Raw genomic sequence first — 25,161 nt, 5'->3', positions numbered from 1 at the left:
CTCTTATTTATTCTTGTTGCACATCGGGAAGCCGAGGGCTTCACGGGAAGCGTAATACGCCTCTGCGACTGCTTTGGTCAGGGTACGAATGCGCAGAATATAGCGCTGACGTTCGGTGACGGAGATGGCTTTACGCGCATCCAGCAGGTTGAAGCTGTGGGCGGCTTTCAGAATGCGTTCATAGGCAGGCAGCGGCAGCGGGTTTTCCAGCGCCAGCAACTGCTGGGCTTCTTTTTCATACTGCTCGAAGCAGGTGAAGAGGAAATCCACATCGGCGTATTCGAAGTTATAGGTGGATTGCTCCACTTCGTTCTGATGGAACACGTCACCGTAAGTGGTTTTACCCAGCGGGCCGTCGCTCCAGACCAGGTCATAAACGCTGTCTACGCCCTGAATGTACATCGCCAGACGTTCCAGACCGTAGGTAATTTCCCCGGTAACCGGTTTACATTCCAGACCGCCAACCTGCTGGAAGTAGGTGAACTGCGTCACTTCCATGCCGTTCAGCCACACTTCCCAGCCCAGACCCCAGGCACCCAGCGTCGGGTTTTCCCAGTTGTCTTCGACGAAGCGAATGTCATGAATAGTCGGGTCCATGCCCAGCTCTTTCAGCGACCCAAGATACAGCTCCTGGATATTATCCGGCGATGGCTTAATCACCACCTGGAACTGATAATAGTGCTGTAAACGGTTCGGGTTTTCGCCATAGCGACCGTCGGTCGGACGGCGGGAGGGCTGAACATAGGCGGTCGCCATCGGCTCCGGGCCAAGTGCGCGCAGGCAGGTCATCGGGTGAGAAGTTCCCGCGCCGACTTCCATGTCCAGTGGTTGAACAATGGTGCAGCCCTGGCGTGCCCAGTAATCCTGTAAGGTCAGGATCAGGCCCTGGAAGGTCCTGGTATCAAACTTTTGCATAGTATTTCGTGCTGGATACGTGTGGATTTAAAGGAAGCGACCAGTATACCCGCTGACTGCAAGATATACAGTACGAAAGCGGGTAGAAGAGGCAAAATTGGCCTGCTAGCGCATAGAAAGGTGTAAAAACTGGCCGTCTGCGTCAAAAGAGCAAATAAAACTCTCTTTTCGCGGTGTATAACCGCGCATCTCATAGCTGCCCTGGAACTTCTCAAAGCCGATGACGTTTATTTTTTGCGCACCCGTATTGTAGCGCCAGGCCGCTTCATCCTTGCAGAGCGTTTCCATATCCAAACTGCGGACTGGCCCCACTTTGGCCGTCTGCGCCTTTTGTACCGATTCAGGCGGTGTCTGACAGGCTGTTAAACCCAGCCCCAGCAGCACGGCTATCATCATTCTTAACATCATTTACCGCCGCCTCGTTAATCAGCTGTTATTTTTAGTGGTAATAATTGTATAAGATATTTTTACCTGTGCATTCTGGTAAACGGAAAATTGTTGTACAAAACAAATTCAGAAGTTTCTAATCGTCGTCTCAGGCAAAATAAGGCGAAAAACCCGCCATAAAAGAGGATACCGGGAGACTGATGTCGTCAAAAATACACTGGATAGATAATTTGCGAGGGATTGCCTGCCTGATGGTGGTGATGATCCACACCACAACCTGGTACATTACCAACTCTGCCGTCATTAGCCATCCTGACTGGAATATTGCCAACGTTCTGAACTCCGCCTCGCGGGTCAGCGTGCCGCTGTTTTTTATGATCTCCGGCTACCTCTTTTTCGGTGAACGCAGCGCGCAGCCGCGCCACTTTCTGCGCATCGCGCTATGCCTTGTGTTTTACAGCGCGGTGGCGCTGCTCTATATCTGGCTTTTTACCTCCATTAATGGCGAGCTTTCGCTGCGCTACCTGCTGCAAAAACCGGTGTTTTATCACCTGTGGTTTTTCTTCGCGATTATCGTCATCTATCTGGTTTCGCCGTTAATTCAGGTGAAAAACGTGAGCGGAAAAATGCTGCTGGCGCTGATCGTCGTGACGGGCGTGCTGGCGAACCCGAATACTGTCCCGCAGAAAATCGGCGGTTTTGAATGGCTGCCGGTGAACCTTTATATCAATGGCGACACCTTTTACTACGTCCTGTACGGCCTGCTGGGGCGCGCCATCGGTATGATGGATACTGATAAAAAACCGCTGACCCTGCTGTGCGCGGCGCTGTTTGTGGTGGCGGTATATATTATTTCACGCGGCACGCTGCACGAACTGAAATGGCGCGGCAGCTTTGCCGACACCTGGTATCTTTACTGCGGTCCAATGGTTTTTCTGTGCGCGGTATCGCTGCTGACGCTGGTTAAAAATACGCTGAATACGCGCCCACTTCCCGGCCTGCATATTATTTCGCGCCATTCGCTGGGTATTTATGGTTTTCACGCGCTGATCATTCATGCTTTGCGTACACGCGGCGTTGAGCTGAAAAGCTGGCCGCTGCTGGATATCGTGTGGATTTTTATGGCAACGCTGGCGGGAAGTTTGCTGCTTTCGATACTGCTCCAGCGGCTGGATACGCGCAGGCTGGTCAGCTAGTAAGTCAGAAAAACGGGCCACAGCGCCCGTTTTTTCCGATCGGAGGTATTAAAATCTTTCTCGAGTTTTATATACCTGAACAGGCTCTGTTAAGACTTCACTGAACCAGACGCCCGGCAATAAAATGCCATACCGGTCAGACTCATAGCCCAGGATATGACATACATAAGCTTAAGCTGCCACGGAATTGGCTCATTCCATAAACCGACCGCAAGCAATCCCATCGCCGTCAGAAGCGTTAAACGACACCAGGAATTCATCACGGCACTCAGGCACTGGTGCTGTACCAGATGCCAGTAAACCGCTACGGGGAATAACCCCAGCACCAGCAACGCAACGTAATAGCCCCTGTCGCTTAACGTTGGGAAAATATTCCATAGCCCAATGCCATACAGCACAACGCCTGCAAGCATCATGATTCTTGCCGTGTGAAGAGATATTGCCCCACTTTTTTGACCCATACGCTCCATCTCCATTTTCCGCTCCGTGGAAAAATCATTATGGGGTAGAGCAGAGTCCTGATACTTCATCGGGAGGAAAAACTGGCTGAAATTCGGAATAAATTCATATCATTAAGTAATGATATGTACAAATAATCGTCAATATATACATCTAATGAATCCCTCCCCGGATATGAGGAGGGAAAATTCGTCAGGACATCAGCGGCAGCAGTTGCTGGTAGATCTGTCTGAACGTTTCACGCTGCCCGCTATACCGCGCATGACGTGCGCCGTCAGGGACATGTGTCTGGTCAAGCGGCAGTTGGGGCAGGAGTTCAGACAGCGGACGTCCGGGATTTAACGCGATTTGCGCCAGCCGCGCCGCGCCCAGCGCCGGACCGACATCCCCCCCGGTGCGGTAGTCCATCTGCTGACCGGAAATATCCGCCAGCATCTGACGCCACCATGCGCTACGCGCACCCCCGCCAATCAGCGTAATACTTTCCGGCTTCACGCCACAGGCATGAACCGCATCGATGCCGTCCGCCAGCGCGTAACCGACGCCTTCCAGCACGGCGCGCGCCAGTTCTGCCGGACCATGCTGATGCGTCAGGCCAAAAAAGACGCCTTTCGCCTGCGGATTATTGTGCGGCGTGCGCTCCCCGGACAGGTACGGCAGGAACCAGACCGGCTCCGCATTTTCATCGGCGGCCTGGGCGGCCGTAATCAGCGCAGGAACTGAATCCATTCCGGTTAGCTTTGCTGCCCAGTCAAGGCAGGAGGCCGCGCTAAGCATTACCGACATCAAATGCCAGCGTCCCGGCAGCGCATGGCAGAAGCTGTGTACCGCGCTTTCCGGCTTGCTCAGAAAACCTTCGCTGACGGCGAAATACACGCCGGAAGTGCCCAGTGAGAGCATCGCCTGCCCGGCGTCCGCCATCCCGACGCCCACCGCGCCCGCCGCGTTATCGCCGCCGCCTGCCACCACCGGAACCGCAGGCATATTCCAGCCAGCGGCCACGTCGGCAAGCAGCGTTCCGGTAATTTCACTGCCTTCGAACAGCGCTGGCATCTGGTCGCGCGTCAACCGGCAGGCGCTGAGCATTTCATCGCTCCAGTCACGTTTTTCGACATCCATCCATAACGTACCCGCCGCGTCTGACATATCGCTGGCAAAATCGCCTGTCATCCGCAGGCGCAGATAATCTTTAGGTAATAGCACCTTGTCGATCTGCTGAAATATTTCTGGCTCATGCCGTTGTACCCACAGCACTTTGGGCGCGGTGAATCCCGGCATCATCAGGTTGCCGGTGATCGCCCGGGAAGAAGGCACCTGCGCCTCCAGCAGCGCGCACTCTTCGCCACAGCGCCCATCGTTCCACAGGATCGCCGGACGTAAAACACGCTGTTGCTTATCCAGCAGCGTCGCGCCATGCATCTGCCCGGCGATGCCCAACGCTTTAACCTCGCGTAACGAATGCTGCTCGCCTAACGCTTTAATGGCGCGGTCCGTGGCCTGCCACCAGTGCTCAGGATCCTGTTCCGACCATAGCGGATGCGGGCGCGATACGGTCAGTTTCTCCGTTCGGGTCGCCAGCACGTTTCCCTGTTCATCCAGCAGAATGGCCTTCACGCCGGACGTTCCCAGATCTATCCCGATATACATAGTGACGACTCCTTATCAGAGAGGCCCGGCGCAGTTGCGTGGCCGGGCAAACGTGATTATTTATCGAAGAGATACGCGTTAACCAGATTCTCCAGCAGCTCCTGGTGCCCGCTGTGATGCTGCGGAGCCAGATTATGCTGTTCGGCGTAGCTGGCAATTTCCGCGAGGCTCAGCTGCCCTTTGAGGATCTGCTGACCCAGCTCGCTGTCCCAGCCGCTGTAGCGTTTAGCGACGCGTTTATCCAGCTCGCCGTCTTCGATCATCCGGGCGGCGATTTTCAGCGCCATCGCCATCGTATCCATCGCGCCAATGTGACCGTAGAACAGATCGTATTTATCTGTGCTCTGACGGCGAACTTTCGCATCAAAGTTCAGACCGCCAGTGGTAAAACCGCCAGCCTTGAGGATTTCATACATCACCAGCGCGTTCTCTTCCACGCTGTTCGGGAACTGGTCGGTATCCCAGCCAAGCTGCGCATCGCCACGGTTGGCATCAACGGAACCAAAAATACCCATGGCAATGGCTGAGGCGATTTCATGATGGAAGGAGTGGCCCGCAAGCGTCGCATGGTTCGCTTCAATATTCACTTTGATCTCTTTTTCCAGACCAAACTGTTTCAGGAAGCCATAAACGGTGGCGACGTCGTAATCATACTGATGCTTGGTCGGCTCCTGCGGTTTCGGCTCAATCAGCAGCGTGCCCTGAAAACCAATCTTATGTTTATGTTCCACCACCATCTGCATGAAGCGGCCGATTTGCTCGCGCTCCTGACGCAGATCGGTGTTCAGCAGGGTTTCATAACCCTCACGACCGCCCCACAGAACGTAGTTTTCACCGCCCAGCTTGTGCGTAGCGTTCATTGCGGTGACCACCTGGGTTGCCGCCCAGCTAAACACTTCTGGATCGGGATTGGTGGCTGCGCCTGCACCGTAGCGCGGGTTAGTAAAGCAGTTTGCGGTGCCCCACAGGAGCTTCACGCCGCTCTGCTGCTGTTTTTCGCCCAGCACGTCTACCATCGCGGCGAAATTGTTCAGGTACTCTTTCAGCGATGCGCCCTCCGGCGAAACGTCAACATCGTGGAAGCAGTAGTACGGCACATTCAGCTTATGGAAAAACTCAAACGCCACGTCCGCCTTGCGTTTTGCCAGCTCCAGCGCCTCCCCCTGCTTCTGCCAGGGACGATCGAAGGAACCGACGCCAAACATATCCGCCCCGTTCCAGCAGAAGGTGTGCCAGTAGCAGGCAGCAAAGCGCAGATGGTCTTCCATCCGTTTGCCAAGCACCAGCTCATCCGGGTTGTAGTGGCGGAACGCCAGAGGATTTTTGGTCTTCGGCCCTTCGAAACGGACACGATCCAGTTGGTCAAAATAAGCTTGCATAATGAACTCCATATTCAGAGACGCGGCGGATAGTAGATTTAGGCGTAATACTGGAGCGTCCTTTCGCGTTGCTCAATTACGTTATTTCACACTGCTATTGAGAGAATCCACAAATGTGCGCTGGCTCGCAAAAACGCTGTTTGCGTTTTACGTAATTCCTTCCTGAAAATGTTGCAAAAAACCGGCTCCGACATTTAAAAGTCCGATCGCGGTCATAAATTAGAAAATAAACGAAATATCGTAATGCGAAGATAAGAATCTGTAATTGCCAGTTCCTGTTTACCTGTTAAAAATTTGCAGCGTGTTACGCAGTCAATTTTTCTTTTAACGACTCTAACCCTACAAAAGGCATCACGATTATGAAAATAAAGAACGTTTGTCTCACTCTCTGCGCCTCCCTCCTGCTGATCGGTACGGCAGGCCACGCGAAAGAAGTTAAAATCGGTATGGCGATTGACGACCTGCGCCTGGAGCGCTGGCAAAAAGATCGCGATATCTTTGTCAAAAAAGCGGAATCACTCGGTGCAAAAGTATTTGTCCAGTCTGCTAACGGCAACGAAGAAACCCAGATGTCGCAAATTGAAAATATGATCAATCGCGGCGTAGACGTCCTGGTCATTATTCCTTACAACGGTCAGGTGCTCAGCAATGTGGTGAAAGAGGCGAAGCAGGAAGGCATAAAAGTGCTGGCCTATGACCGGATGATCAACAATGCCGATATCGATTTTTATATCTCTTTTGATAACGAAAAAGTAGGCGAGATGCAGGCCCAAAGCCTGGTAAACAAAACGCCTGAAGGAAATTATTTCCTGATGGGTGGTTCACCGGTCGATAATAACGCCAAATTATTCCGTGCCGGTCAAATGAAAGTATTAAAGCCCTATATCGATCAGGGAAAAATAAAAGTGGTCGGCGATCAGTGGGTTGATGGCTGGCTGCCCGAAAACGCGCTGAAAATTATGGAAAATGCGCTGACGGCAAACAATAACAAAATTGACGCCGTCGTCGCCTCTAACGATGCCACCGCCGGTGGCGCAATCCAGGCGCTGGACGCTCAGGGGCTGGCGGGTAAAGTCTCCATCTCCGGTCAGGATGCCGATCTTGCCGGGATCAAACGCATCCTCGCGGGCACCCAGACAATGACCGTCTATAAGCCCATCACCCTGCTGGCAAACACCGCCGCAGAGATCGCCGTCGAGCTCGGTAACGGCCAGCAGCCAAAAGCAGACTCTTCGCTGAATAATGGCCTGAAAGATGTTCCCGCACGTCTGCTTACGCCTATTGAAGTCAACAAGAACAATATCGATGACACCGTGGTTAAAGACGGCTTCCACAAGAAAAGCGACCTTTAACCTCTGATGCCCTCCCCGCGAGGGCACCGGTTCTGGATGTTATTTCATTGGCTACGCGGAGCAGCTATGCCCTATTTACTGGAAATGAAAAACATAACCAAAGCCTTCGGCGCGGTAAAGGCCGTGGATAATGTCAGCCTAAGATTAAACTCAGGCGAGGTGATGTCGCTGTGTGGCGAAAATGGTTCCGGGAAATCCACATTGATGAAAGTGCTGTGCGGTATCTATCCGCACGGCACTTTCGACGGTGAGATTATTTTTACCGGTGAGCCGTTACAGGCCAGCCATATCCGCGACACCGAACGTCGGGGAATCGCCATCATTCATCAGGAACTGGCGCTGGTAAAAGATTTAACCGTGCTGGAAAATATTTTTCTCGGCGCGGAAATCACCCGTCATGGCGTCATGGATTATGACGCCATGACGCTGCGCTGTGAAAAGCTGCTCGCCCAGGTCAAGCTGGCGATTTCACCAAATACACGCACCGGTGATTTAGGACTTGGCCAGCAGCAGCTGGTTGAAATAGCTAAAGCGCTGAATAAACAGGTGCGCCTGCTTATTCTGGATGAGCCAACGGCCTCGCTGACGGAGCAGGAAACGGCGGTGCTGCTGAATATTATTCGCGACCTCCAGCATCACGATATTGCCTGCATTTATATCTCGCACAAGCTAAACGAAGTTAAGGCCATTTCGGACACGATCTGCGTGATCCGCGATGGTCAGCACATCGGTACCCGCGACGCTGCGGGAATGAGCGAGGACGATATCATCACCATGATGGTAGGCCGCGAGCTAACGGCGCTCTACCCTACTGAACCTCATACCACCGGCGAAGAGATCCTGCGCGTTGAGCATCTGACGGCCTGGCATCCGGTCAACCGCGACATCAGGCGGGTGAACGACGTCTCTTTTTCTCTTAAACGTGGCGAAATCCTGGGCATTGCCGGGCTGGTCGGCGCAGGACGCACCGAGGCCGTGCAGTGTCTGTTTGGCGTCTGGCGCGGGCGCTGGGAGGGCCAGATTTTTATCGATGGTCAGCCGGTAAAAATAAACAGTTGCCAGCAAGCGATTGCCCACGGGATTGCGATGGTGCCGGAAGATCGCAAGAAAGACGGCATCGTGCCGGTGATGGCCGTCGGAAAAAACATTACTCTCGCCGCACTGGATCAATTCACCGGTCCCGCCAGCACACTTAATGACGCGGCGGAGCAGCACTGTATTTTGCAATCCATTCAGCGACTGAAGGTAAAAACCTCATCCCCGGAGCTGGCAATTGGTCGCCTGAGCGGGGGCAATCAGCAAAAAGCCATCCTGGCGCGCTGCCTGCTCCTTAATCCCCGCATTCTTATCCTCGATGAGCCGACGCGCGGCATTGATATCGGTGCAAAGTATGAAATCTACAAACTTATCAACCAGCTGGTGCAGCAGGGAATCGCGGTTATCGTCATCTCGTCGGAGTTGCCGGAAGTGCTTGGCCTGAGCGACAGAGTGCTGGTGATGCATGAAGGGAAGTTAAAAGCCAACTTAGTTAATCATAATCTGACGCAGGAACAGGTTATGGAAGCCGCCCTGAGGAGCGAACGCAATGTCGAAAAGCAATCCGTCTGAGATGAAACTCGCGGTCCCGGTGCCTGGCGCATTCGCGGGCCTCAAATCCCTGAATCTCCAGGTGTTCGTGATGATTGCCGCTATCGTGGCGATCATGCTGTTTTTTACCTGGACCACCGACGGCGCGTATCTGAGCGCCCGTAATATTTCAAATCTGCTTCGCCAGACGGCAATCACCGGCATTCTGGCGGTGGGTATGGTGTTCGTGATTATCTCTGCGGAGATCGACTTGTCCGTAGGCTCTATGATGGGGCTGCTGGGCGGCGCGGCGGCGATTTTTGACGTCTGGTTCGGCTGGCCGCTGCCTCTGACGATTATCGTTACGCTGGTGATGGGCCTGCTGCTGGGCGCATGGAACGGCTGGTGGGTGGCCTACCGTAAAGTGCCCTCGTTTATCGTCACCCTTGCCGGGATGCTGGCATTTCGCGGGGTACTGATCGGCATTACCAACGGGACCACCGTCTCTCCGACCAGCGCGGCGATGTCGCAGATCGGTCAAAGCTACCTGCCCGGCGGTTTTGGCTTCTCTATTGGCGTACTGGGGCTGATGGCGTTTATTGCCTGGCAGTGGCGCGGTCGTCAACGTCGTCAGGCGTTGGGTCTGAACACACCCGCGTCGGGCGGCGTGGCAGGTAAGCAGGCCATCACCGCGATCATTATTCTCGGCGCTATCTGGCTGCTGAATGACTATCGTGGCGTTCCCACGCCGGTTCTGCTGCTGGCTTTTTTGCTGCTGGCCGGGATGTTTATGGCAACGCGCACCGCGTTTGGTCGTCGTATTTATGCTATCGGCGGCAATCTGGAGGCGGCTCGCCTGTCAGGAATCAACGTCGAACGCACTAAACTTGCGGTCTTTGCCATTAACGGCCTGATGGTCGCAGTGGCCGGGCTGATCCTCAGTTCACGCCTGGGCGCAGGTTCCCCGTCAGCGGGCAATATTGCGGAGCTGGATGCTATTGCCGCCTGCGTTATCGGCGGAACCAGTCTGGCGGGTGGCATCGGTAGCGTGGCAGGCGCGGTAATGGGGGCATTTATTATGGCGTCCCTTGATAACGGCATGAGTATGATGGACGTGCCAACGTTCTGGCAGTATATCGTTAAAGGCGCAATCCTCTTGCTGGCAGTCTGGATGGACTCTGCCACCAAACGCCGTGTCTGATTTTTCACCGTGCGATGATTACCAGGAAATCCGTACTATGTTTGAAAAGCGTCACCGCATTACCCTTTTATTCAATGCCAATAAAGCCTACGACCGGCAGGTGGTTGAGGGCGTTGGGGAATATTTGCAGGCCTCGCAATCGGAGTGGGATATTTTTATCGAAGAGGATTTCCGCGCCCGCATTGAGAACATTAAAGAGTGGCTGGGTGATGGCGTTATCGCTGATTATGACGATCCTGAAATAGAGCAGTTACTGGCTGATGTCGGCGTTCCTATCGTCGGCGTCGGCGGTTCTTATCATCTGCCAGAGCACTATCCTGCCGTACATTATATTGCGACCGATAATTTTGCGCTCGTAGAGAGCGCTTTTTTACATCTGAAAGAGAAAGGTGTTCACCGCTTCGCCTTCTACGGGCTTCCCACTTCCAGCGGCAAACGCTGGGCGGTGGAGCGGGAATACGCCTTCTGCCAGTTGGTTGCCAAAGAAAAATATCGCGGCGTAGTTTATCAGGGACAGCAAACCGCGCCGGAAAACTGGCAGCACGCGCAAAACCGGCTCGCCGACTGGCTACAAACGCTGCCGCCCCAGACCGGGATTATTGCCGTAACCGACGCCAGAGCACGGCATATTTTGCAGGCCTGCGAGCATTTGCATATCCCGGTGCCTGAAAAACTGTGCGTTATCGGCATTGATAACGAAGAGCTGACGCGCTACCTCTCACGCGTGGCGCTGTCTTCCGTCGCCCAGGGCGCGCGACAAATGGGTTACCAGGCGGCAAAACTGCTGCACCGCTTAATGGACAACGAAGAGCTACCGCTCCAGCGCGTACTGGTTCCGCCTATGCGAGTCATTGAACGCCGTTCTACCGACTATCGCTCGCTAAACGATCCGGCCGTCATCCAGGCCATGCACTACATCCGCAATAATGCGTGTAAAGGCATCAAGGTCGATCAGGTTCTCGACGCGGTAGGTATTTCCCGCTCAAATCTGGAAAAGCGGTTCAGGGAGGAAGTGGGAGAGACGATTCATGCGGTGATCCACGCGGAAAAACTCGACAAAGCGCGCAGTCTGCTTATCTCCACGTCGCTGTCGATTAACGAAATTTCGCAGATGTGCGGCTACCCTTCACTGCAATATTTTTACTCAGTATTTAAAAAGGAATACGACGCGACGCCGAAGGATTACCGTGACAGGTATAGTGAAGTGATGATGTAGAAACAAAAACGCCTTCCTTTCGGAAGGCGTTCTCTTTAAAGCTATTACATATGCGCCGCAATCAGCCGCTGATTATCCTGGTACATCGCAAACAAGAAGTTGTTGTAGCTGGACCCTTTAGTGGAGTAACCCTCCAGCTTGTGGATCATCGCGCTGGCAGTGACTTCCTGATCCGCTTTGCGCAACTGCGCGCGTGATTTGCGGAAAGAAGAATAGGCCGGATGCGTATTCAGGTTCACCACGTAGGCGTTAACCGAATCTTTTACCGAACCAAACTGCGAGTAGCCTTTCACTTTGCCCGGTGCATTACTACAACGGCCCTTGGCGCATTTCATGCCGAAGAGGTTATTGTTGTTACGCGCCAGCTTCGAGGTACCCCAGCCGCTTTCTGCTGCTGCCATGGTTGCGATCATGCTGTCAGGAATAATGTCTACGCGCTCAAGCAATGTGTTCCAGGGAATACGATGCGTATTACCGGACCATTTAATTTTGTAGCGCTTAGCAATATCCTTCAGGCGCGAACGCTCTGCAGGCGACCATTTATTGGCGTACTGCTTTGAAATCAGCCAGTTACGTTCGGTCGTAATCGCTGCATTTTGACTGGTAATATAAGGCATGACCGTCCGGAGAAACGCTTTCTTTCTGGGTGTTCCGGAAGGGTATTTTCGCAAGTCAGGGAGTGCACTGCTCAAATCACTATTGCGAGAATACTCTTGTTTACTGCTAACCTTTTTACTCGTTGTCGCTGTTATATGGGCTATATCACTCGTTGTTGTGTGCGTTTTTGCAAACGTCCCACCCGAAAAAGCAGAGGTGAGTAACATGAGTATCATGGCCCCGTATCGTCGAAGGGGAGTCGATATCATTAAGTCTCCTGGTCGGATTTAAGCATCCAAAACGCCTTAGTTATGTTAAAAAATGAGCACTGATCCGCAGACCTTATCAAAAATATCCTTCTTGATCACGTAAAGAAATAGATAAAGTCCGAAATAGTGTCATCTGCAACGACTAAAAATAGCTCGTTTTTCGACCGAAACCATTCTGTTGCGCAATTTTGTGCTCGCCGTCACTCACCCTGTGTTGTCCTCCCCTTCAGCCTGCCGCAAGGGAGGAGTACGCCGCCGGGGATTGCGTGCAAAATCTACAAAACCCCGTGACTGGATATCACTATGAAACTCGCCGCACTTGCTCCGCTACTCCTGCCCGGCATGGCTTTCGCTGCCTGGAACGCGCCAGATTTCCCGGCGTTTACGCCGCAGGGCAGCGGAAAGTTCATAAGTCAGACGTCACTGCCGAAGGGTATACGCCCCCTGACCTTACATTTTGACCAACAGTGCTGGCAGCCCGCAGACGCGATTAAGCTCAACCAGATGCTCTCGCTGAAGCCCTGTAGCGGCGATGCGCCGCAGTGGCGTCTGTTTCGGGAAGGTGAATATCAACTGGAGGTCGATACCCGATCCGGCACGCCTACGCTAATGATCAGCATAAAAACCGACGCGCAGGAAACAAGCGCCGTAGCCGTGCGCCAGTGTCCGAAGTGGGATGGTAAACCTTTGACGCTGGATGTCAGCCAGACTTTTCCTGAAGGCAGCGTGGTGCGCGATTTTTATAGCCAGCAAACCGCGACCGTCCGGGAGGGAAAAATCGCCCTCGCTCCCGCCGCTGACAGTAACGGCCTGCTGCTTCTGGAGCGTGCCGAAACCGACGCTCCGGCTGCATTTAACTGGCATAACGCCACCGTCTATTTTGTGCTCACCGACCGTTTTGAGAACGGCGATCCCGGCAACGATAACAGCTATGGCCGACACCCGGACGGGATGGAAGAGATCGGCACGTTCCACGGTGGCGACCTGAAAGGGCTGACCCGCAAGCTGGATTACCTGCACCAGCTGGGCGTCAACGCGCTATGGATCAGCTCGCCGCTGGAACAAATCCACGGCTGGGTGGGCGGCGGCACCAAAGGCGATTTCCCGCACTATGCCTACCATGGTTATTACACCCAGGACTGGACCCGGCTGGATGCCAATATGGGCGATGAGTCCGACCTGCGCACGCTGGTTGATGAAGCGCACAAACGCGGAATACGTATCCTTTTTGACGTGGTAATGAACCACACCGGCTACGCCACGCTCGCCGATATGCAGGAGTACCAGTTTGGCGCGCTGTATTTGCAGGGTGACGAACTGAAGAAAACGCTGGGCGAGCGCTGGACCGACTGGAAACCGTCCGCCGGGCAAAGCTGGCACAGCTACAACGATTTTATTAATTTCAGCGACAAAACCGCATGGGGCAAATGGTGGGGGAAAAACTGGATCAGGACCGATATTGGCGATTACGACAACCCCGGTTTTGACGATCTCACCATGTCGCTGGCCTTTTTACCCGATCTGAAAACCGAATCCACCACCCCGTCCGGCCTGCCCGTCTTTTATCAGCATAAGCCGGATACTCACGCCAAAGAGATAGCAGGCTACACGCCGCGTGACTATCTGACGCACTGGCTGAGTCAGTGGGTGCGCGATTACGGCATTGATGGTTTTCGGGTAGATACCGCTAAACACGTTGAAATGGACGGCTGGCAACAACTGAAAACCCAGGCCAGCGAAGCGCTTGCCGCCTGGAAAGCCGCCAATCCCGCCAAAGCGCTGGACGACGCGCCGTTCTGGATGACCGGGGAAGCCTGGGGACACGGCGTGATGCAAAGTGACTACTATCGCCACGGCTTTGACGCGATGATCAACTTTGATTATCAGGAGCAGGCCGCAGGCGCGGTGGATTGCCTGGCAAACATCGACCCCGTCTGGCAGCAAATGGCCGATAAACTCCAGACGTTTAACGTACTCAGCTATCTCTCCTCACACGATACTCGCCTGTTCCGCGAGGGCGGCAGCCGGGCGGCGGAACTGCTGCTACTGGCACCCGGCGCGGTACAGATCTTTTACGGTGATGAATCCGCGCGTCCGTTCGGGCCCACCGGTTCCGATCCGCTTCAGGGCACCCGCTCACAGATGAACTGGCAGGATCTGGCCGGAAAAGCGTCACAAAACCTGGCGCACTGGCAAAAGCTGGGCCAGTTCCGCGCCCGCCATCCGGCGGTAGGCGAAGGCAAACAGACCACGCTCACGCTTTCACAGGGATACGGCTTCATCCGTCAAAAGGGCGATGATGCGGTGATGGTGATTTGGGCGGGTCAGCGGCAGTAAATCTTTACCGGGGCGCGCATAGCGCGCCCAACATTTAAAACCAGCCAACTGTAAATTATCAGCCAAACATATCACTCCATCTCCATTTTGCCGATTTGCACCGTGCCAGCGTTATCGTTATCGTTACCTTCTTTACACTCAGTCCGGCAGAACTCCGCTATGACATTTTCACTTTTCGGCGACAAATTTACCCGCCATTCCGGTATTACCCGCCTGATGCAGGACCTCAACGACGGCTTACGCACGCCCGGCGCAATCATGCTCGGCGGCGGTAATCCGGCGCAAATCCCTGCGATGACCGACTACTTCCACCAGTTGCTTGCCGACATGCTGGTCAGCGGCAAAGCCACGGACGCGCTGTGCAACTACGATGGGCCGCAGGGTAAAAGCGAACTGCTGGACGTGCTGGCGAAAATGCTGCGTGATGAGCTGGGATGGGATATCGAGCCACAGAATATTGCACTGACAAACGGCAGTCAGAGCGCATTTTTCTACTTATTTAACCTTTTTGCTGGCCGACGCGCCGATGGAACCTCCCGCAAAGTGCTTTTCCCGCTGGCCCCGGAATACATCGGCTATGCGGATGCCGGGCTGGAAGAAGACCTGTTCGTGTCCGCACGGCCCAATATTGAACTGCTGCCGGAAGGTCAGTTTAAATATCACGTCGATTTTGAACATCTGCACGTCGGCGAAGATACCGGAATGATCTGCGTCTCGCGCCCGACCAACCCGACGGGCAACGTCATTACCGACGAAGAAATCATGAAGCTGGACGTACTGGCAAACCAGCACGGCATCCCGCTGGTGATCGACAATGCCTACGGCGTGCCCTTCCCCGGCATTATTTTCAGCGACGCGCGTCCGCTGTGGAACCCGAATATCGTGCTGTGCATGAGCCTGTCGAAGCTGGGCCTGCCGGGCAGCCGCTGCGGGATCATCATCGCCAGTGAGAAAATCATCTCCGCCATTACCAATATGAACGGCATTATCAGCCTTGCGCCAGGCGGCATGGGACCGGCGATGATGTGCGAAATGATCAAGCGCAACGATCTGCTGCGCCTGTCGGAAACGGTAATTAAACCGTTCTACTACCAGCGCGTGCAGGAAACTGTCGCCCTCATTCGCCGCTATCTGCCGGAAGAGCGCTGTCTGATCCACAAACCTGAAGGCGCTATTTTCCTGTGGCTGTGGTTTAAAGATTTGCCCATCTCGACGGAGCTGTTATATCAGCGCCTGAAAAAACGCGGCGTGCTGATGGTGCCCGGCGACTACTTCTTCCCCGGCCTCGACAAACCCTGGCCGCACACGCACCAGTGTATGCGGATGAACTACGTGCCTGACCCGGAAAAAATTGAAGCTGGCGTAAAAATTCTCGCCGAAGAAATCGAACTGGCCTGGCGCGAAGGATAGGCCAGCAACCGCGTGCGCTGCACTTTCGCCGGATCGATGCAGCGCAGTGCCCCGGTCGGACAGGCTTCGACGCAGGCCGGACCCTGGCTGCGATGCTGACAAAGATTGCATTTCAGGGCCTGCACCTTCTCCTGCACCCTTACCAGTTGCATCGCGCCAAACGGGCAGGCGATCGCGCAGCTTTTGCAGCCGATACAGCGGCTTTGCTCAACGTGAACTGCGCCATCGCGCCGGAAAATGGCCCCATTCGGGCAGACGCTGGCGCAGGGCGCGCCTTCGCAATGATGGCAGGTTACGGCAGTGGTAAACGTATCGTCTTTAATCACCCGGATGCGGGAAGTCAATGCTGAGCGGGACAGCGAGGCGCAATCCTGCTGCGCCTGATGCGACACCGCGCAAGCGACTTCACAGGTGCGACAACCGATGCATTTTGTGGAATCGGCGACAATAAAGCGATTCATAGCCTTCTCCGGCAGAAGAAAAACGCAGAGTGCCAGAGAAGGTCACGCCCGTGCTTTGATCCGACGCGGGAAAAGCGACAGATTGTTCAGATGCCAGAAGCGATCTGGCGCATCCTCCCATTTTACTCGCGCACGCTAAAACCCAGTTCGTTAGAAATCGCCTGCGCGGTTTCACGCAGCGGCTTAAGCAGATTTTTTTCGCCCGTCTGCTTGAGGCGCGAAGTGGAGAGTGAAATTGAAATGGCATACGGCACGCGGCGGTGGATATCAAACACCGGCACGGCAATGCAGGACACGCCCAGCTCGTTCTCTTCACGATCCATCGCCATCCCGCTTTCACGGATTTGCGCCAGTTCGTCGTACATCGCGGGCAGCCCGGTGATGGTATTGCGGGTCAGCGGCTGGATGCTGTCCCGGTGGCTTTCCCAGTAAGACGCCACGTAATCCTGATGACCAAACGCCATATAAATCTTACCCATCGCCGAGCAATACAGCGGCATATGCTGGCCGATATAGGCGCGCGTGCGCAGCATACCGGTCGTTGGCTCCAGCTTGTAGATCAGAATCGCGTGATCGTCTTCGCGGCTGGAGAAGTTAATCGTCTCCCCCGTTGCCAGATTCAGCGCCTCCAGATGCGGCGCAGCAACGTGGAGGATATTCAGCGAAGACAGCGCTTTCTGGCCCACCGCAATAAATTTAGTCGTCAGCCGGTAGCTCCCCGCTGCAGGCGCGGGGGTGACGTAGCCGCAGGACTGTAAACCTTGCAGCAGGCGGTGGACGGTACTTTTATTCAGCCCCGCCAGCTCGGACAAATGCGCCAGCGGGCAGCCGTTGGGATAATTACTCAGGATCTCAATCAGCATCAGGCCGCGAAACAGGCTCTGGCTTCCGGCGGGCCGCTCTTTATCCTGCATAACATCGCTTTCTTTCGTACTCATTGCTTTCCCTCTCCTTTTTATCGCGTCCTGATGGTAGCGCAAAGTGTGTTTCAGTTCACGATCTGGACTGAAAAATTACAACTCTATGATTTTAAACACTTTAAAAAACAGGGCTACCCGTTGATCTGTTAAATGGAGATCGTTATATTTGAAATCACATTTCGCATATTGAAATTTAGAGATAAAAAAGCGATCAAACCGCTAACCGATAACGGGAGAAAGAAAGAGATGAAAGTGACCTTTGAGGAATTAAAAGCGGCGTTTAATCGGGTTCTGCTGGCGCGCGGTGTTGCCAGTGAAACCGCCGACGCCTGCGCGGAAATGTTCGCCCGCACCACCGAATCCGGCGTCTACTCGCATGGCGTTAACCGCTTCCCGCGATTCATTCAACAACTGGATGCGGGCGATATCATCCCGGAGGCGGTGCCAAAACGGATCGTCAGCCTCGGTGCTATCGAACAGTGGGACGCCCAACGCGCCATCGGCAACCTGACGGCGAAAAAAATGATGGACCGGGCGACTGAACTGGCGTCAGACCACGGCATCGGACTGGTCGCTTTGCGCAACGCCAATCACTGGATGCGCGGCGGCAGCTATGGCTGGCAGGCGGCGGAGAAAGGCTACATTGGCATTTGCTGGACCAACTCCATCGCCGTTATGCCGCCCTGGGGATCGAAAGAGTGCCGTATCGGCACCAACCCGCTGATTGTCGCCATCCCGTCGAATCCCATCACTATGGTGGATATGTCGATGTCGATGTTCTCTTACGGCATGTTAGAAGTGAACCGCCTGGCAGGCCGCACCCTGCCGGTAGACGGCGGCTTTGACGACGACGGCCAGTTAACCAAAGAGCCGGGCGTCATTGAGAAAAACCGCCGCATTCTGCCGATGGGTTACTGGAAAGGCTCTGGTCTTTCGGTGGTGCTGGATATGATCGCCACCCTGCTTTCCGACGGCGCTTCGGTTGCGGAAGTCACCCAGGACAACAGCGACGAATACGGCGTTTCACAGATTTTCATCGCCATTGAGGTTGACCGGCTGATTGACGGAGCCACCCGCGACGCCAAATTGCAGCGCATTATGGACTTCATCACCACCGCCGACCGGGCTGATGAAAACGTTGAGATCCGCCTGCCGGGGCATGAATTCACCCGACTGCTGGAAGAAAACCGTCGCAACGGCATCACCATTGATGACAGCGTATGGGCGAAAATCCAGGCGTTGTAAGGAGATAACCGATGATCTTTGGTCATATTTCGCAGCCGAATCCTTGCCGCCTGCCTGCTGCCATTGAAAAAGCGCTCGATTTTCTGCGCAGCACCGATTTTAAGCAGCTTGAGCCAGGGGTAGTGGAAATCGATGGCAAAACCGTTTTCGCCCAAATCCTTGACCTCACCACCCGCGAGGTGCAGGAAAACAGGCCAGAAACCCACCGCCGCTATCTGGATATCCAGTTTCTGGCCTGGGGTGAAGAGAAAATTGGCATCGCCATTGATACGGGCAACAATGAAATAAGTGAATCGCTGCTTGAACAGCGCGACATTATTTTTTATGAGTACAGTGAAAACGAATCCTTTATTGAAATGGTGCCGGGCAGTTACGCCATATTTTTTCCGCAGGATGTTCACCGCCCTGCCTGTAATAAATACACCGCGACGCCCATTCGCAAAATTGTGGTAAAGGTTGCCATCGCAGCGCTTTAATGACTTGCATATTTATCTGATGCGATAAATATCAGGAGCTAAAAATGAAAACTCAGCATGCCGGTTATATTATCGGTGCGTACCCCTGCGCGCCTTCGTTTCACCAGAAAAGCGAAGAGGAAGAAAGCGCCTTCTGGAAACTGCTGGCGGATACCGCCGATATTCGCGGGCTGGAGCAACCCTGCCTCGAACATCTTCATCCTTATGGCGATGAATGGCTGTTGCAGCATACGCCGGGCGAGTGGCAAATCGTCGTCACCGCCATTATGGAGACCATGCGTCGCCGTGGCGTAAACGGCGGCTTCGGGCTGGCCTCCAGCGATGAAGATCAGCGCCGGGCCTGCGTAGACTACTACCGTCATCTGCGGCAAAAAATCAACGCCGTCAACGCCCGTTACCGCGGGAAAGTGACGGCGCTGGAAATTCACGCCGCCCCGCTGGCAGGCAGCAGCAACGTGGCGCAGGCCACCGACGCCTTTGCCCGCTCGATAAAAGAGATCGCCAGCTGGGACTGGTCGTGCAATCTCATTCTTGAGCACTGTGACGCAATGACCCAGCCCGCGCCGCGCAAAGGTTTTTTGCCGCTGGAAAACGTGCTGGCGGTGCTGGCGGATTATGACATCAGCCTGTGCATTAACTGGGCGCGCTCGGCCATTGAAGGCCGCAACAGTACCCTGCCGCTTGCGCATGTGCAGATGGCGAAAAAGGCGGGCAAGCTGGGCGCGCTGATGTTCTCCGGCACGACGGAGAGCGGCGCTTACGGCGAATGGCAGGATCTGCACGCGCCTTTTGCGCCATTCTGCGAAGAAAGTCTGCTGACGACGCAGCGCGCGCAGGAATTATTTATTGCGGCAGACGCCGCAACATTGCAATTTGCCGGTATCAAATTACTGGAAATTAATGCTAATGCTGATATTCAGCATCGGATCGCCATTTTACGCGACGGTATTAACGCGCTGAATCTGGCAACAAAATAATAAAAGCACTGCGCCATTACACCAGAACAAATACTTTTTTATGAGACTACTATCATGAATACTTTATCTGGATCGACACCTGCGGGCATTCCGCATCAACGCTGGCTAAGAATAATTCCCCCGATTCTTATCGCCTGTATTATTTCCTATATGGACAGGGTAAATATCGCCTTCGCCATGCCCGGCGGGATGGATCAGGAACTCGGTATTTCCGCCACGATGGCGGGGCTGGCGGGCGGAATTTTCTTTATCGGCTATCTGTTTTTACAGGTTCCCGGCGGCAAAATCGCCGTTCACGGCAGCGGCAAGAAATTTATCGGCTGGTCGCTGGTCGCCTGGGCAGTGATTTCCGTTCTCACCGGGCTTATCACCAATCAGTATCAATTGCTGGTGCTGCGCTTCCTGCTGGGCGTGGCGGAAGGCGGAATGCTGCCGGTGGTGCTGACGATGATCAGCAACTGGTTCCCGGACGCCGAACGCGGTCGCGCCAACGCGATTGTGATCATGTTCGTGCCGATTGCCGGGATCATCACCGCGCCGCTCTCCGGCTGGATCATTACCGTACTCGACTGGCGCTGGCTGTTCATTATTGAAGGTCTGCTGTCGATAGTGGTGCTGGTGCTGTGGGCATTCACCGTTTACGACCGTCCGCAGGAAGCGCGCTGGATCTCAGAGGCCGAGAAGAATTACCTGGTTGAAACGCTGGCGGCTGAGCAGCAGGCGATTGTCGGTAAAGAAGTCAAAAACGCGTCGCTCAGCGCGGTGCTTTCCGACAAAACCATGTGGCAGTTGATTGCCCTGAACTTCTTCTACCAGACCGGGATTTACGGCTACACCCTCTGGCTGCCGACCATTCTGAAAGAGCTGACCCACACCAGCATTGGCCAGGTGGGAATGCTGGCGGTACTGCCTTACGTCGGGGCGATTGCCGGGATGTTCCTGTTCTCGTCGCTGTCTGACCGCACCGGCAAACGCAAACTGTTCGTCTCCCTGCCGCTGATCGGCTTCGCGCTGTGCATGTTCCTCTCCGTCGCGCTGAAAGAAAGCATCTGGCTGTCTTATGCGGCGCTGGTCGGCTGCGGCTTCTTCCTGCAATCCGCCGCTGGCGTGTTCTGGACCATTCCGGCGCGTCTGTTCAGCGCTGAAATGGCCGGTGGCGCACGCGGGGTGATTAATGCCCTCGGCAACCTCGGCGGTTTCTGCGGTCCTTACGCCGTGGGCGTGCTGATCACCCTGTACAGCAAAGATGCGGGCGTGTACTGCCTCGCCATTTCGCTGGCGCTGGCGGCACTGATGGCCCTGCTGTTACCCGCTAAATGTGACGCCGGAGCCGAAAGCCCCCGCCCCGTCAATTCGCGCAAGCGCGAAGCATAACGCCGCGTCGCCCCGGCACGCTCTGGCTGCCGGGGAAAATGAGAATATCAAGATGAGTGAAAGAGAGACCTTCTGGCTGGGTATCGATTGTGGCGGTACTTATCTGAAAGCCGGTTTATACGATCGCGCGGGCCACGAGCACGGCATTGCTCGCCAGCCCCTGAAAACCCTCAGCCCGCAACTGGGCTATGCGGAGCGCGATATGGCCGCGCTATGGCAGCACTGCGCCACAACCATCGCCAGCCTGCTGCAAAAAACCGGCATCGCGGGCGATCAAATCTGCGGCGTCGGCATCTCCGCGCAGGGTAAAGGGCTGTTTCTGCTGGACAAAGATGATCGCCCGCTGGGCCATGCGATCCTCTCCTCCGACCGGCGAGCGCTGGATATTGTGCGCCGCTGGCAGCAGGACGGCATCCCGGAAACGCTGTATCCGACTACGCGCCAGACGCTGTGGACCGGGCATCCTGCTTCGCTGCTGCGCTGGATCAAGGAGAACGAGCCGCAGCGCTACGCCAGTATCGGCTGCGTAATGATGGGACACGACTACCTGCGCTGGTGCCTGACCGGGGTTAAGGGCGGTGAAGAGAGCAACATCTCTGAATCCAATCTCTACAACATGAACAGCGGCGGGTACGACCCGTGCCTGACCCGCTGGCTCGGCATCAGCGAGATCGACCACGCCCTGCCGCCGGTGGTGGGTTCAGCAGAAATTTGCGGGGAGATCACCGCTCAGGCAGCCGCCCTGACCGGTCTGACGGCGGGCACGCCCGTCGTTGGCGGACTGTTTGATGTGGTCTCTACCGCACTCTGCGCCGGGTTACAGGATGAGCACACCCTGAACGCGGTAATGGGAACGTGGGCGGTAACCAGCGGGATCGCGCACGGCCTGCGCCATCACGAAAAGCATCCTTACGTCTATGGTCGCTACGTCAACGACGGAGAGTACATCGTTCACGAAGCCAGCCCGACCTCATCCGGCAACCTTGAGTGGCTGACCGCCCAGTGGCCCGATCTCTCTTTTGCGCAAATCAACGCGGCGGTAGCCAGCCTGCCGAAAGCGGGCAGCGATTTACTGTTTCTGCCCTTCCTTTACGGCAGCAACGCCGGGCTGGAAATGACCAGCGGTTTCTACGGAATGCAGGCGATGCACAGCCGTGCGCATTTGTTGCAGGCAGTGTTTGAGGGCGTGGTGTTCAGCCACATGACCCACCTCAACCGGATGCGCGAACGCTTTAACGACGTTCGCGCCCTGCGCGTGACCGGCGGCCCGGCGCACTCCGATGTCTGGATGCAGATGCTCGCCGACGTCAGCGGCCTGCCGCTGGAGCTGCCGCAGCTGGAGGAAACCGGCTGCTTCGGCGCAGCGCTGGCGGCGCAGGTCGGCACCGGCCTGCACGCCAGTTTCCACGCCGCCCAGCGGTCGCTGACGTACAGCCTGCGCACCTTCACGCCGGACCCGGCCGCGCAGGCTGCCTATCAGCGCAAATACCACCGTTATCAGATTCTGATTGAAGCACTACAGGGTTTTCACGCCCGTATTAAGGAGCACACATTATGAGCCGACCATTACTGCAACTGGCGCTCGACCACACCCGCCTTGCCGCCGCCCAACGCGACGTCAGCCTGCTACAGGATCACGTGGATATCGTCGAAGCCGGGACGATTCTGTGCCTGACCGAAGGACTCAGCGCCGTTAAAGCGCTGCGCGCGCAGTGCCCGGAAAAAATCATCGTGGCCGACTGGAAAGTGGCAGATGCCGGGGAAACGCTGGCGCAGCAGGCCTTCAACGCGGGCGCGAACTGGATGACCATTATCTGCGCTGCGCCGCTGGCGACCATTGAAAAGGGCCATGCGGTCGCGCAGACCTGCGGCGGCGAGATCCAGATCGAACTGTTCGGCAACTGGACGCTGGACAATGCCCGTGACTGGTATCGGACCGGCGTGCGGCAGGCGATTTATCATCGCGGACGCGACGCGCAGGCCAGCGGGCAACAGTGGGGTGAGGCCGATCTGGCGCGCATGAAGGCGCTCTCTGATATCGGACTTGAACTCTCGATTACCGGCGGCATCACTCCCGCCGACCTGCCGCTGTTTAAGGACATCCGGGTGAAAGCATTTATTGCCGGGCGCGCGCTGGCAGGTGCCGAACATCCCGCGCAGGTCGCCGCCGACTTCCACGCGCAAATCCGCGCTATCTGGGGAGATCAATAATGCGTAGCCATCCGTTAGGCATTTATGAAAAGGCGCTGGCAAAAGAGCTGAGCTGGCCGGAGCGGCTGGTGCTGGCGAAAAGCTGCGGTTTTGACTTCGTGGAGATGTCAGTTGATGAAACCGACGAACGCCTCGCCCGGCTGGAGTGGAGCACCGCCCAGCGCGCCTCGCTGGTGCAGGCGATGCTGGAAACCGGCGTGACTATTCCGTCGATGTGCCTCTCCGCCCACCGCCGTTTTCCCTTTGGCAGCCGCGATGAAACCGTGCGTCAGCGCGCGCGTGAGATCATGAGCAAAGCCATTCGTCTGGCCCGCGATTTGGGCATCCGCACCATTCAACTGGCGGGTTACGACGTCTATTACGAAGAACACGACGCGGGCACTCAGCAACGTTTTGCTGACGGGCTGGCGTGGGCGGTGGAGCAGGCTGCTGCCGCGCAGGTGATGCTGGCGGTAGAAATTATGGATACCGCGTTTATGAACTCCATCAGCAAATGGAAAAAGTGGGATGAACTGCTCGCCTCGCCGTGGTTCAGCGTCTACCCGGATGTCGGCAACCTCAGCGCGTGGGGCAATGACGTTCCGGCAGAACTCTCTCTGGGCATCGATCGCATTGCGGCCATTCATCTGAAAGACACCCAGCCAGTAACGGCGCAAAGCCCCGGCCAGTTCCGCGACGTGCCGTTCGGCGAAGGCTGCGTCGATTTTGTCGGCATCTTCAAAACGTTACATGCGCTGAACTACCGGGGCGCGTTTCTGATTGAAATGTGGACCGAGAAAGCAAAAGAGCCGGTGCTGGAAATCATTCAGGCCCGCCGCTGGATAGAAGCGCGAATGCAGGAAGGAGGATTCACATGTCAGAACAACTGAAAGCCGAGGTGCTGGCGGCAAACCTGGCGCTGCCCGCCCACCATCTGGTGACGTTTACCTGGGGCAACGTCAGCGCCGTTGACCGCGAACGCGGCCTGATGGTCATCAAGCCTTCCGGCGTCGAGTATAACGTGATGACCGCTGACGATATGGTGGTGGTTGATATCGCCACGGGCAACGTGGTCGAAGGCGCAAAAAAACCGTCGTCCGACACGCCAACCCATCTGGCGCTGTACCGGCGCTATCCGCAGATTGGCGGCATTGTGCATACCCATTCGCGCCACGCCACCATCTGGTCGCAGGCCGGTCGCGATTTGCCCGCCTGGGGCACCACTCACGCCGACTATTTCTACGGCACCATCCCCTGCACCCGCTTAATGACGCGGGAAGAAATTAATGGTGATTATGAATACCAGACCGGGGAAGTGATTATTCAGACCTTCGAGGCGCGCGAGCTTGATCCGCTGCAAATCCCGGCGGTGCTGGTGCATTCGCACGGTCCGTTCGCCTGGGGGAAAGATGCCGCCGACGCGGTACACAACGCCGTGGTGCTGGAAGAGTGCGCTTACATGGGCCTGTTCTCACGCCAGCTCACGCCGGAACTGGCGGATATGCAGCCTGAACTGCTGGATAAACACTATCTGCGCAAGCACGGCAAAAACGCCTATTACGGCCAGTAAACGCGTGCCCGGCAGGA

General features: G+C 55.6%; 23 protein-coding genes. 15 read left to right on the top strand and 8 right to left on the bottom strand.

The annotated features are described in order from the left end of the window. Positions 1 to 3 precede the first annotated feature (3 nt). Both glyQ and RT197_RS13610 read right to left on the bottom strand, forming a co-directional pair. A complete protein-coding gene (gene glyQ, locus RT197_RS13615) occupies positions 4 to 915 on the bottom strand; it encodes a glycine--tRNA ligase subunit alpha (protein WP_154160986.1) in 912 nt (303 codons plus the stop codon). Between the two features lie 105 nt (positions 916 to 1,020). Continuing rightward, complete coding sequence (locus tag RT197_RS13610; RefSeq protein WP_409529697.1) at positions 1,021 to 1,311, bottom strand: YsaB family lipoprotein; 291 nt, start codon at positions 1,309 to 1,311, stop codon at positions 1,021 to 1,023. A 191-nt stretch (positions 1,312 to 1,502) separates the two neighbouring features. On the opposite strand from RT197_RS13610, the gene RT197_RS13605 reads away from it, so the two are divergent. Then, entirely contained in the window at positions 1,503 to 2,498 is a 996-nt protein-coding gene (locus RT197_RS13605; RefSeq protein WP_312951497.1) for an acyltransferase, read from the top strand. Positions 2,499 to 2,587: 89 nt separating this feature from the next. Here the strand turns inward: RT197_RS13605 and RT197_RS13600 are convergent, their stop codons facing one another. The 3 genes from RT197_RS13600 to xylA form a co-directional block, all read right to left on the bottom strand. After that, positions 2,588 to 2,914: a YiaA/YiaB family inner membrane protein gene (locus RT197_RS13600; protein WP_312951496.1), complete on the bottom strand. Its 327-nt coding sequence runs from the start codon at positions 2,912 to 2,914 to the stop codon at positions 2,588 to 2,590. Between the two features lie 235 nt (positions 2,915 to 3,149). Then, positions 3,150 to 4,604, bottom strand: a complete 1,455-nt coding sequence (xylB, locus tag RT197_RS13595) for a xylulokinase (RefSeq protein ID WP_312951495.1) — start codon at positions 4,602 to 4,604, stop codon at positions 3,150 to 3,152. A 56-nt stretch (positions 4,605 to 4,660) separates the two neighbouring features. Continuing rightward, positions 4,661 to 5,983 carry a xylose isomerase gene (gene xylA, locus RT197_RS13590; RefSeq protein ID WP_312951493.1) on the bottom strand — a complete coding sequence of 441 codons (1,323 nt, stop codon included), beginning with the start codon at positions 5,981 to 5,983 and terminating at the stop codon, positions 4,661 to 4,663. Positions 5,984 to 6,342: 359 nt separating this feature from the next. Between xylA and xylF the strand changes: the two genes are divergently transcribed. The 4 genes from xylF to xylR all read left to right on the top strand — a co-directional run bounded on the left by xylF (position 6,343) and on the right by xylR (position 11,318). Further along, on the top strand, positions 6,343 to 7,335 hold the full coding sequence (gene xylF, locus RT197_RS13585; RefSeq protein ID WP_312951491.1) for a D-xylose ABC transporter substrate-binding protein: 993 nt from the start codon (positions 6,343 to 6,345) through the stop codon (positions 7,333 to 7,335). A gap of 66 nt (positions 7,336 to 7,401) precedes the next feature. Then, positions 7,402 to 8,943 carry a xylose ABC transporter ATP-binding protein gene (locus RT197_RS13580; protein WP_312951489.1) on the top strand — a complete coding sequence of 514 codons (1,542 nt, stop codon included), beginning with the start codon at positions 7,402 to 7,404 and terminating at the stop codon, positions 8,941 to 8,943. After that, entirely contained in the window at positions 8,921 to 10,102 is a 1,182-nt protein-coding gene (xylH, locus tag RT197_RS13575; protein WP_312951488.1) for a xylose ABC transporter permease XylH, read from the top strand. Before RT197_RS13580 ends, xylH begins: the two co-directional genes overlap by 23 nt. 37 nt (positions 10,103 to 10,139) lie before the next feature. After that, positions 10,140 to 11,318 carry a D-xylose utilization transcriptional activator XylR gene (gene xylR, locus RT197_RS13570; RefSeq protein WP_312951487.1) on the top strand — a complete coding sequence of 393 codons (1,179 nt, stop codon included), beginning with the start codon at positions 10,140 to 10,142 and terminating at the stop codon, positions 11,316 to 11,318. A 44-nt stretch (positions 11,319 to 11,362) separates the two neighbouring features. On the opposite strand, the gene RT197_RS13565 is transcribed toward xylR, so the two are convergent. Further along, positions 11,363 to 12,184: a protein bax gene (locus RT197_RS13565; RefSeq protein ID WP_312951485.1), complete on the bottom strand. Its 822-nt coding sequence runs from the start codon at positions 12,182 to 12,184 to the stop codon at positions 11,363 to 11,365. Positions 12,185 to 12,487: 303 nt separating this feature from the next. On the opposite strand from RT197_RS13565, the gene RT197_RS13560 reads away from it, so the two are divergent. Continuing rightward, positions 12,488 to 14,521 (top strand): alpha-amylase, encoded by a 2,034-nt coding sequence (locus tag RT197_RS13560; protein ID WP_312951483.1) that lies wholly within the window; start codon positions 12,488 to 12,490, stop codon positions 14,519 to 14,521. A gap of 159 nt (positions 14,522 to 14,680) precedes the next feature. Then, positions 14,681 to 15,931, top strand: coding sequence for a valine--pyruvate transaminase (gene avtA, locus RT197_RS13555; protein ID WP_312951481.1), 1,251 nt, complete (start codon positions 14,681 to 14,683; stop codon positions 15,929 to 15,931). On the opposite strand, the gene RT197_RS13550 is transcribed toward avtA, so the two are convergent. Together RT197_RS13550 and yiaJ are read right to left on the bottom strand one after the other, a co-directional pair. Beyond that, positions 15,850 to 16,392, bottom strand: coding sequence for a 4Fe-4S dicluster domain-containing protein (locus tag RT197_RS13550; RefSeq protein ID WP_312951480.1), 543 nt, complete (start codon positions 16,390 to 16,392; stop codon positions 15,850 to 15,852). The two genes, avtA and RT197_RS13550, sit on opposite strands and share 82 nt — an antisense overlap. A gap of 122 nt (positions 16,393 to 16,514) precedes the next feature. Further along, positions 16,515 to 17,330 carry an IclR family transcriptional regulator YiaJ gene (gene yiaJ, locus RT197_RS13545; RefSeq protein ID WP_312951478.1) on the bottom strand — a complete coding sequence of 272 codons (816 nt, stop codon included), beginning with the start codon at positions 17,328 to 17,330 and terminating at the stop codon, positions 16,515 to 16,517. 228 nt (positions 17,331 to 17,558) lie between these two features. On the opposite strand from yiaJ, the gene yiaK reads away from it, so the two are divergent. Genes yiaK through araD form a run of 8 tightly spaced genes read left to right on the top strand, consistent with a single transcriptional unit; the run spans position 17,559 to position 25,144 of the window. Beyond that, positions 17,559 to 18,557, top strand: coding sequence for a 3-dehydro-L-gulonate 2-dehydrogenase (gene yiaK, locus RT197_RS13540; protein WP_312951476.1), 999 nt, complete (start codon positions 17,559 to 17,561; stop codon positions 18,555 to 18,557). 11 nt (positions 18,558 to 18,568) lie between these two features. Continuing rightward, positions 18,569 to 19,033, top strand: a complete 465-nt coding sequence (locus tag RT197_RS13535) for a YhcH/YjgK/YiaL family protein (RefSeq protein ID WP_312951475.1) — start codon at positions 18,569 to 18,571, stop codon at positions 19,031 to 19,033. Positions 19,034 to 19,077: 44 nt separating this feature from the next. Further along, entirely contained in the window at positions 19,078 to 20,010 is a 933-nt protein-coding gene (locus RT197_RS13530) for a DUF4862 family protein (RefSeq protein ID WP_312951474.1), read from the top strand. Between the two features lie 54 nt (positions 20,011 to 20,064). Beyond that, complete coding sequence (locus RT197_RS13525) at positions 20,065 to 21,384, top strand: MFS transporter (protein ID WP_312951472.1); 1,320 nt, start codon at positions 20,065 to 20,067, stop codon at positions 21,382 to 21,384. Between the two features lie 52 nt (positions 21,385 to 21,436). Beyond that, a complete protein-coding gene (locus RT197_RS13520) occupies positions 21,437 to 22,942 on the top strand; it encodes an FGGY-family carbohydrate kinase (protein WP_312951470.1) in 1,506 nt (501 codons plus the stop codon). Next, a complete protein-coding gene (ulaD, locus tag RT197_RS13515) occupies positions 22,939 to 23,595 on the top strand; it encodes a 3-keto-L-gulonate-6-phosphate decarboxylase UlaD (RefSeq protein WP_312951469.1) in 657 nt (218 codons plus the stop codon). Before RT197_RS13520 ends, ulaD begins: the two co-directional genes overlap by 4 nt. Then, a complete protein-coding gene (locus tag RT197_RS13510) occupies positions 23,595 to 24,464 on the top strand; it encodes an L-ribulose-5-phosphate 3-epimerase (RefSeq protein ID WP_312951467.1) in 870 nt (289 codons plus the stop codon). The genes ulaD and RT197_RS13510 overlap by 1 nt, the downstream gene beginning before the upstream one ends. Then, positions 24,449 to 25,144 carry an L-ribulose-5-phosphate 4-epimerase gene (gene araD, locus RT197_RS13505; RefSeq protein WP_312951466.1) on the top strand — a complete coding sequence of 232 codons (696 nt, stop codon included), beginning with the start codon at positions 24,449 to 24,451 and terminating at the stop codon, positions 25,142 to 25,144. Before RT197_RS13510 ends, araD begins: the two co-directional genes overlap by 16 nt. Positions 25,145 to 25,161 lie beyond the last annotated feature (17 nt).

Origin of the sequence: Superficieibacter sp. (assembly GCF_032071645.1) — a bacterium.
Lineage (GTDB): Bacteria > Pseudomonadota > Gammaproteobacteria > Enterobacterales > Enterobacteriaceae > Superficieibacter.
This window is presented reverse-complemented; position numbering and strand designations above follow the sequence as displayed.

Excerpts from the sequence above, each read along its gene's own strand:
- RT197_RS13520 (WP_312951470.1), top strand. The coding sequence starts at position 21,437 with ATGAGTGAAAGAGAGACCTTCTGGCTGGGTATCGATTGTGGCGGTACT.
- avtA (WP_312951481.1), top strand. The coding sequence starts at position 14,681 with ATGACATTTTCACTTTTCGGCGACAAATTTACCCGCCATTCCGGTATT.
- RT197_RS13525 (WP_312951472.1), top strand. The coding sequence starts at position 20,065 with ATGAATACTTTATCTGGATCGACACCTGCGGGCATTCCGCATCAACGC.
- RT197_RS13605 (WP_312951497.1), top strand. The coding sequence starts at position 1,503 with ATGTCGTCAAAAATACACTGGATAGATAATTTGCGAGGGATTGCCTGC.
- RT197_RS13510 (WP_312951467.1), top strand. The coding sequence starts at position 23,595 with ATGCGTAGCCATCCGTTAGGCATTTATGAAAAGGCGCTGGCAAAAGAG.
- xylF (WP_312951491.1), top strand. The coding sequence starts at position 6,343 with ATGAAAATAAAGAACGTTTGTCTCACTCTCTGCGCCTCCCTCCTGCTG.
- RT197_RS13550 (WP_312951480.1), bottom strand. The coding sequence starts at position 16,392 with ATGAATCGCTTTATTGTCGCCGATTCCACAAAATGCATCGGTTGTCGC.
- yiaK (WP_312951476.1), top strand. The coding sequence starts at position 17,559 with ATGAAAGTGACCTTTGAGGAATTAAAAGCGGCGTTTAATCGGGTTCTG.
- RT197_RS13530 (WP_312951474.1), top strand. The coding sequence starts at position 19,078 with ATGAAAACTCAGCATGCCGGTTATATTATCGGTGCGTACCCCTGCGCG.
- xylH (WP_312951488.1), top strand. The coding sequence starts at position 8,921 with ATGTCGAAAAGCAATCCGTCTGAGATGAAACTCGCGGTCCCGGTGCCT.
- RT197_RS13535 (WP_312951475.1), top strand. The coding sequence starts at position 18,569 with ATGATCTTTGGTCATATTTCGCAGCCGAATCCTTGCCGCCTGCCTGCT.
- xylA (WP_312951493.1), bottom strand. The coding sequence starts at position 5,983 with ATGCAAGCTTATTTTGACCAACTGGATCGTGTCCGTTTCGAAGGGCCG.
- glyQ (WP_154160986.1), bottom strand. The coding sequence starts at position 915 with ATGCAAAAGTTTGATACCAGGACCTTCCAGGGCCTGATCCTGACCTTA.
- xylB (WP_312951495.1), bottom strand. The coding sequence starts at position 4,604 with ATGTATATCGGGATAGATCTGGGAACGTCCGGCGTGAAGGCCATTCTG.
- RT197_RS13560 (WP_312951483.1), top strand. The coding sequence starts at position 12,488 with ATGAAACTCGCCGCACTTGCTCCGCTACTCCTGCCCGGCATGGCTTTC.
- xylR (WP_312951487.1), top strand. The coding sequence starts at position 10,140 with ATGTTTGAAAAGCGTCACCGCATTACCCTTTTATTCAATGCCAATAAA.
- RT197_RS13565 (WP_312951485.1), bottom strand. The coding sequence starts at position 12,184 with ATGATATCGACTCCCCTTCGACGATACGGGGCCATGATACTCATGTTA.
- RT197_RS13600 (WP_312951496.1), bottom strand. The coding sequence starts at position 2,914 with ATGATGCTTGCAGGCGTTGTGCTGTATGGCATTGGGCTATGGAATATT.
- yiaJ (WP_312951478.1), bottom strand. The coding sequence starts at position 17,330 with ATGAGTACGAAAGAAAGCGATGTTATGCAGGATAAAGAGCGGCCCGCC.
- RT197_RS13580 (WP_312951489.1), top strand. The coding sequence starts at position 7,402 with ATGCCCTATTTACTGGAAATGAAAAACATAACCAAAGCCTTCGGCGCG.
- araD (WP_312951466.1), top strand. The coding sequence starts at position 24,449 with ATGTCAGAACAACTGAAAGCCGAGGTGCTGGCGGCAAACCTGGCGCTG.
- ulaD (WP_312951469.1), top strand. The coding sequence starts at position 22,939 with ATGAGCCGACCATTACTGCAACTGGCGCTCGACCACACCCGCCTTGCC.
- RT197_RS13610 (WP_409529697.1), bottom strand. The coding sequence starts at position 1,311 with ATGATGATAGCCGTGCTGCTGGGGCTGGGTTTAACAGCCTGTCAGACA.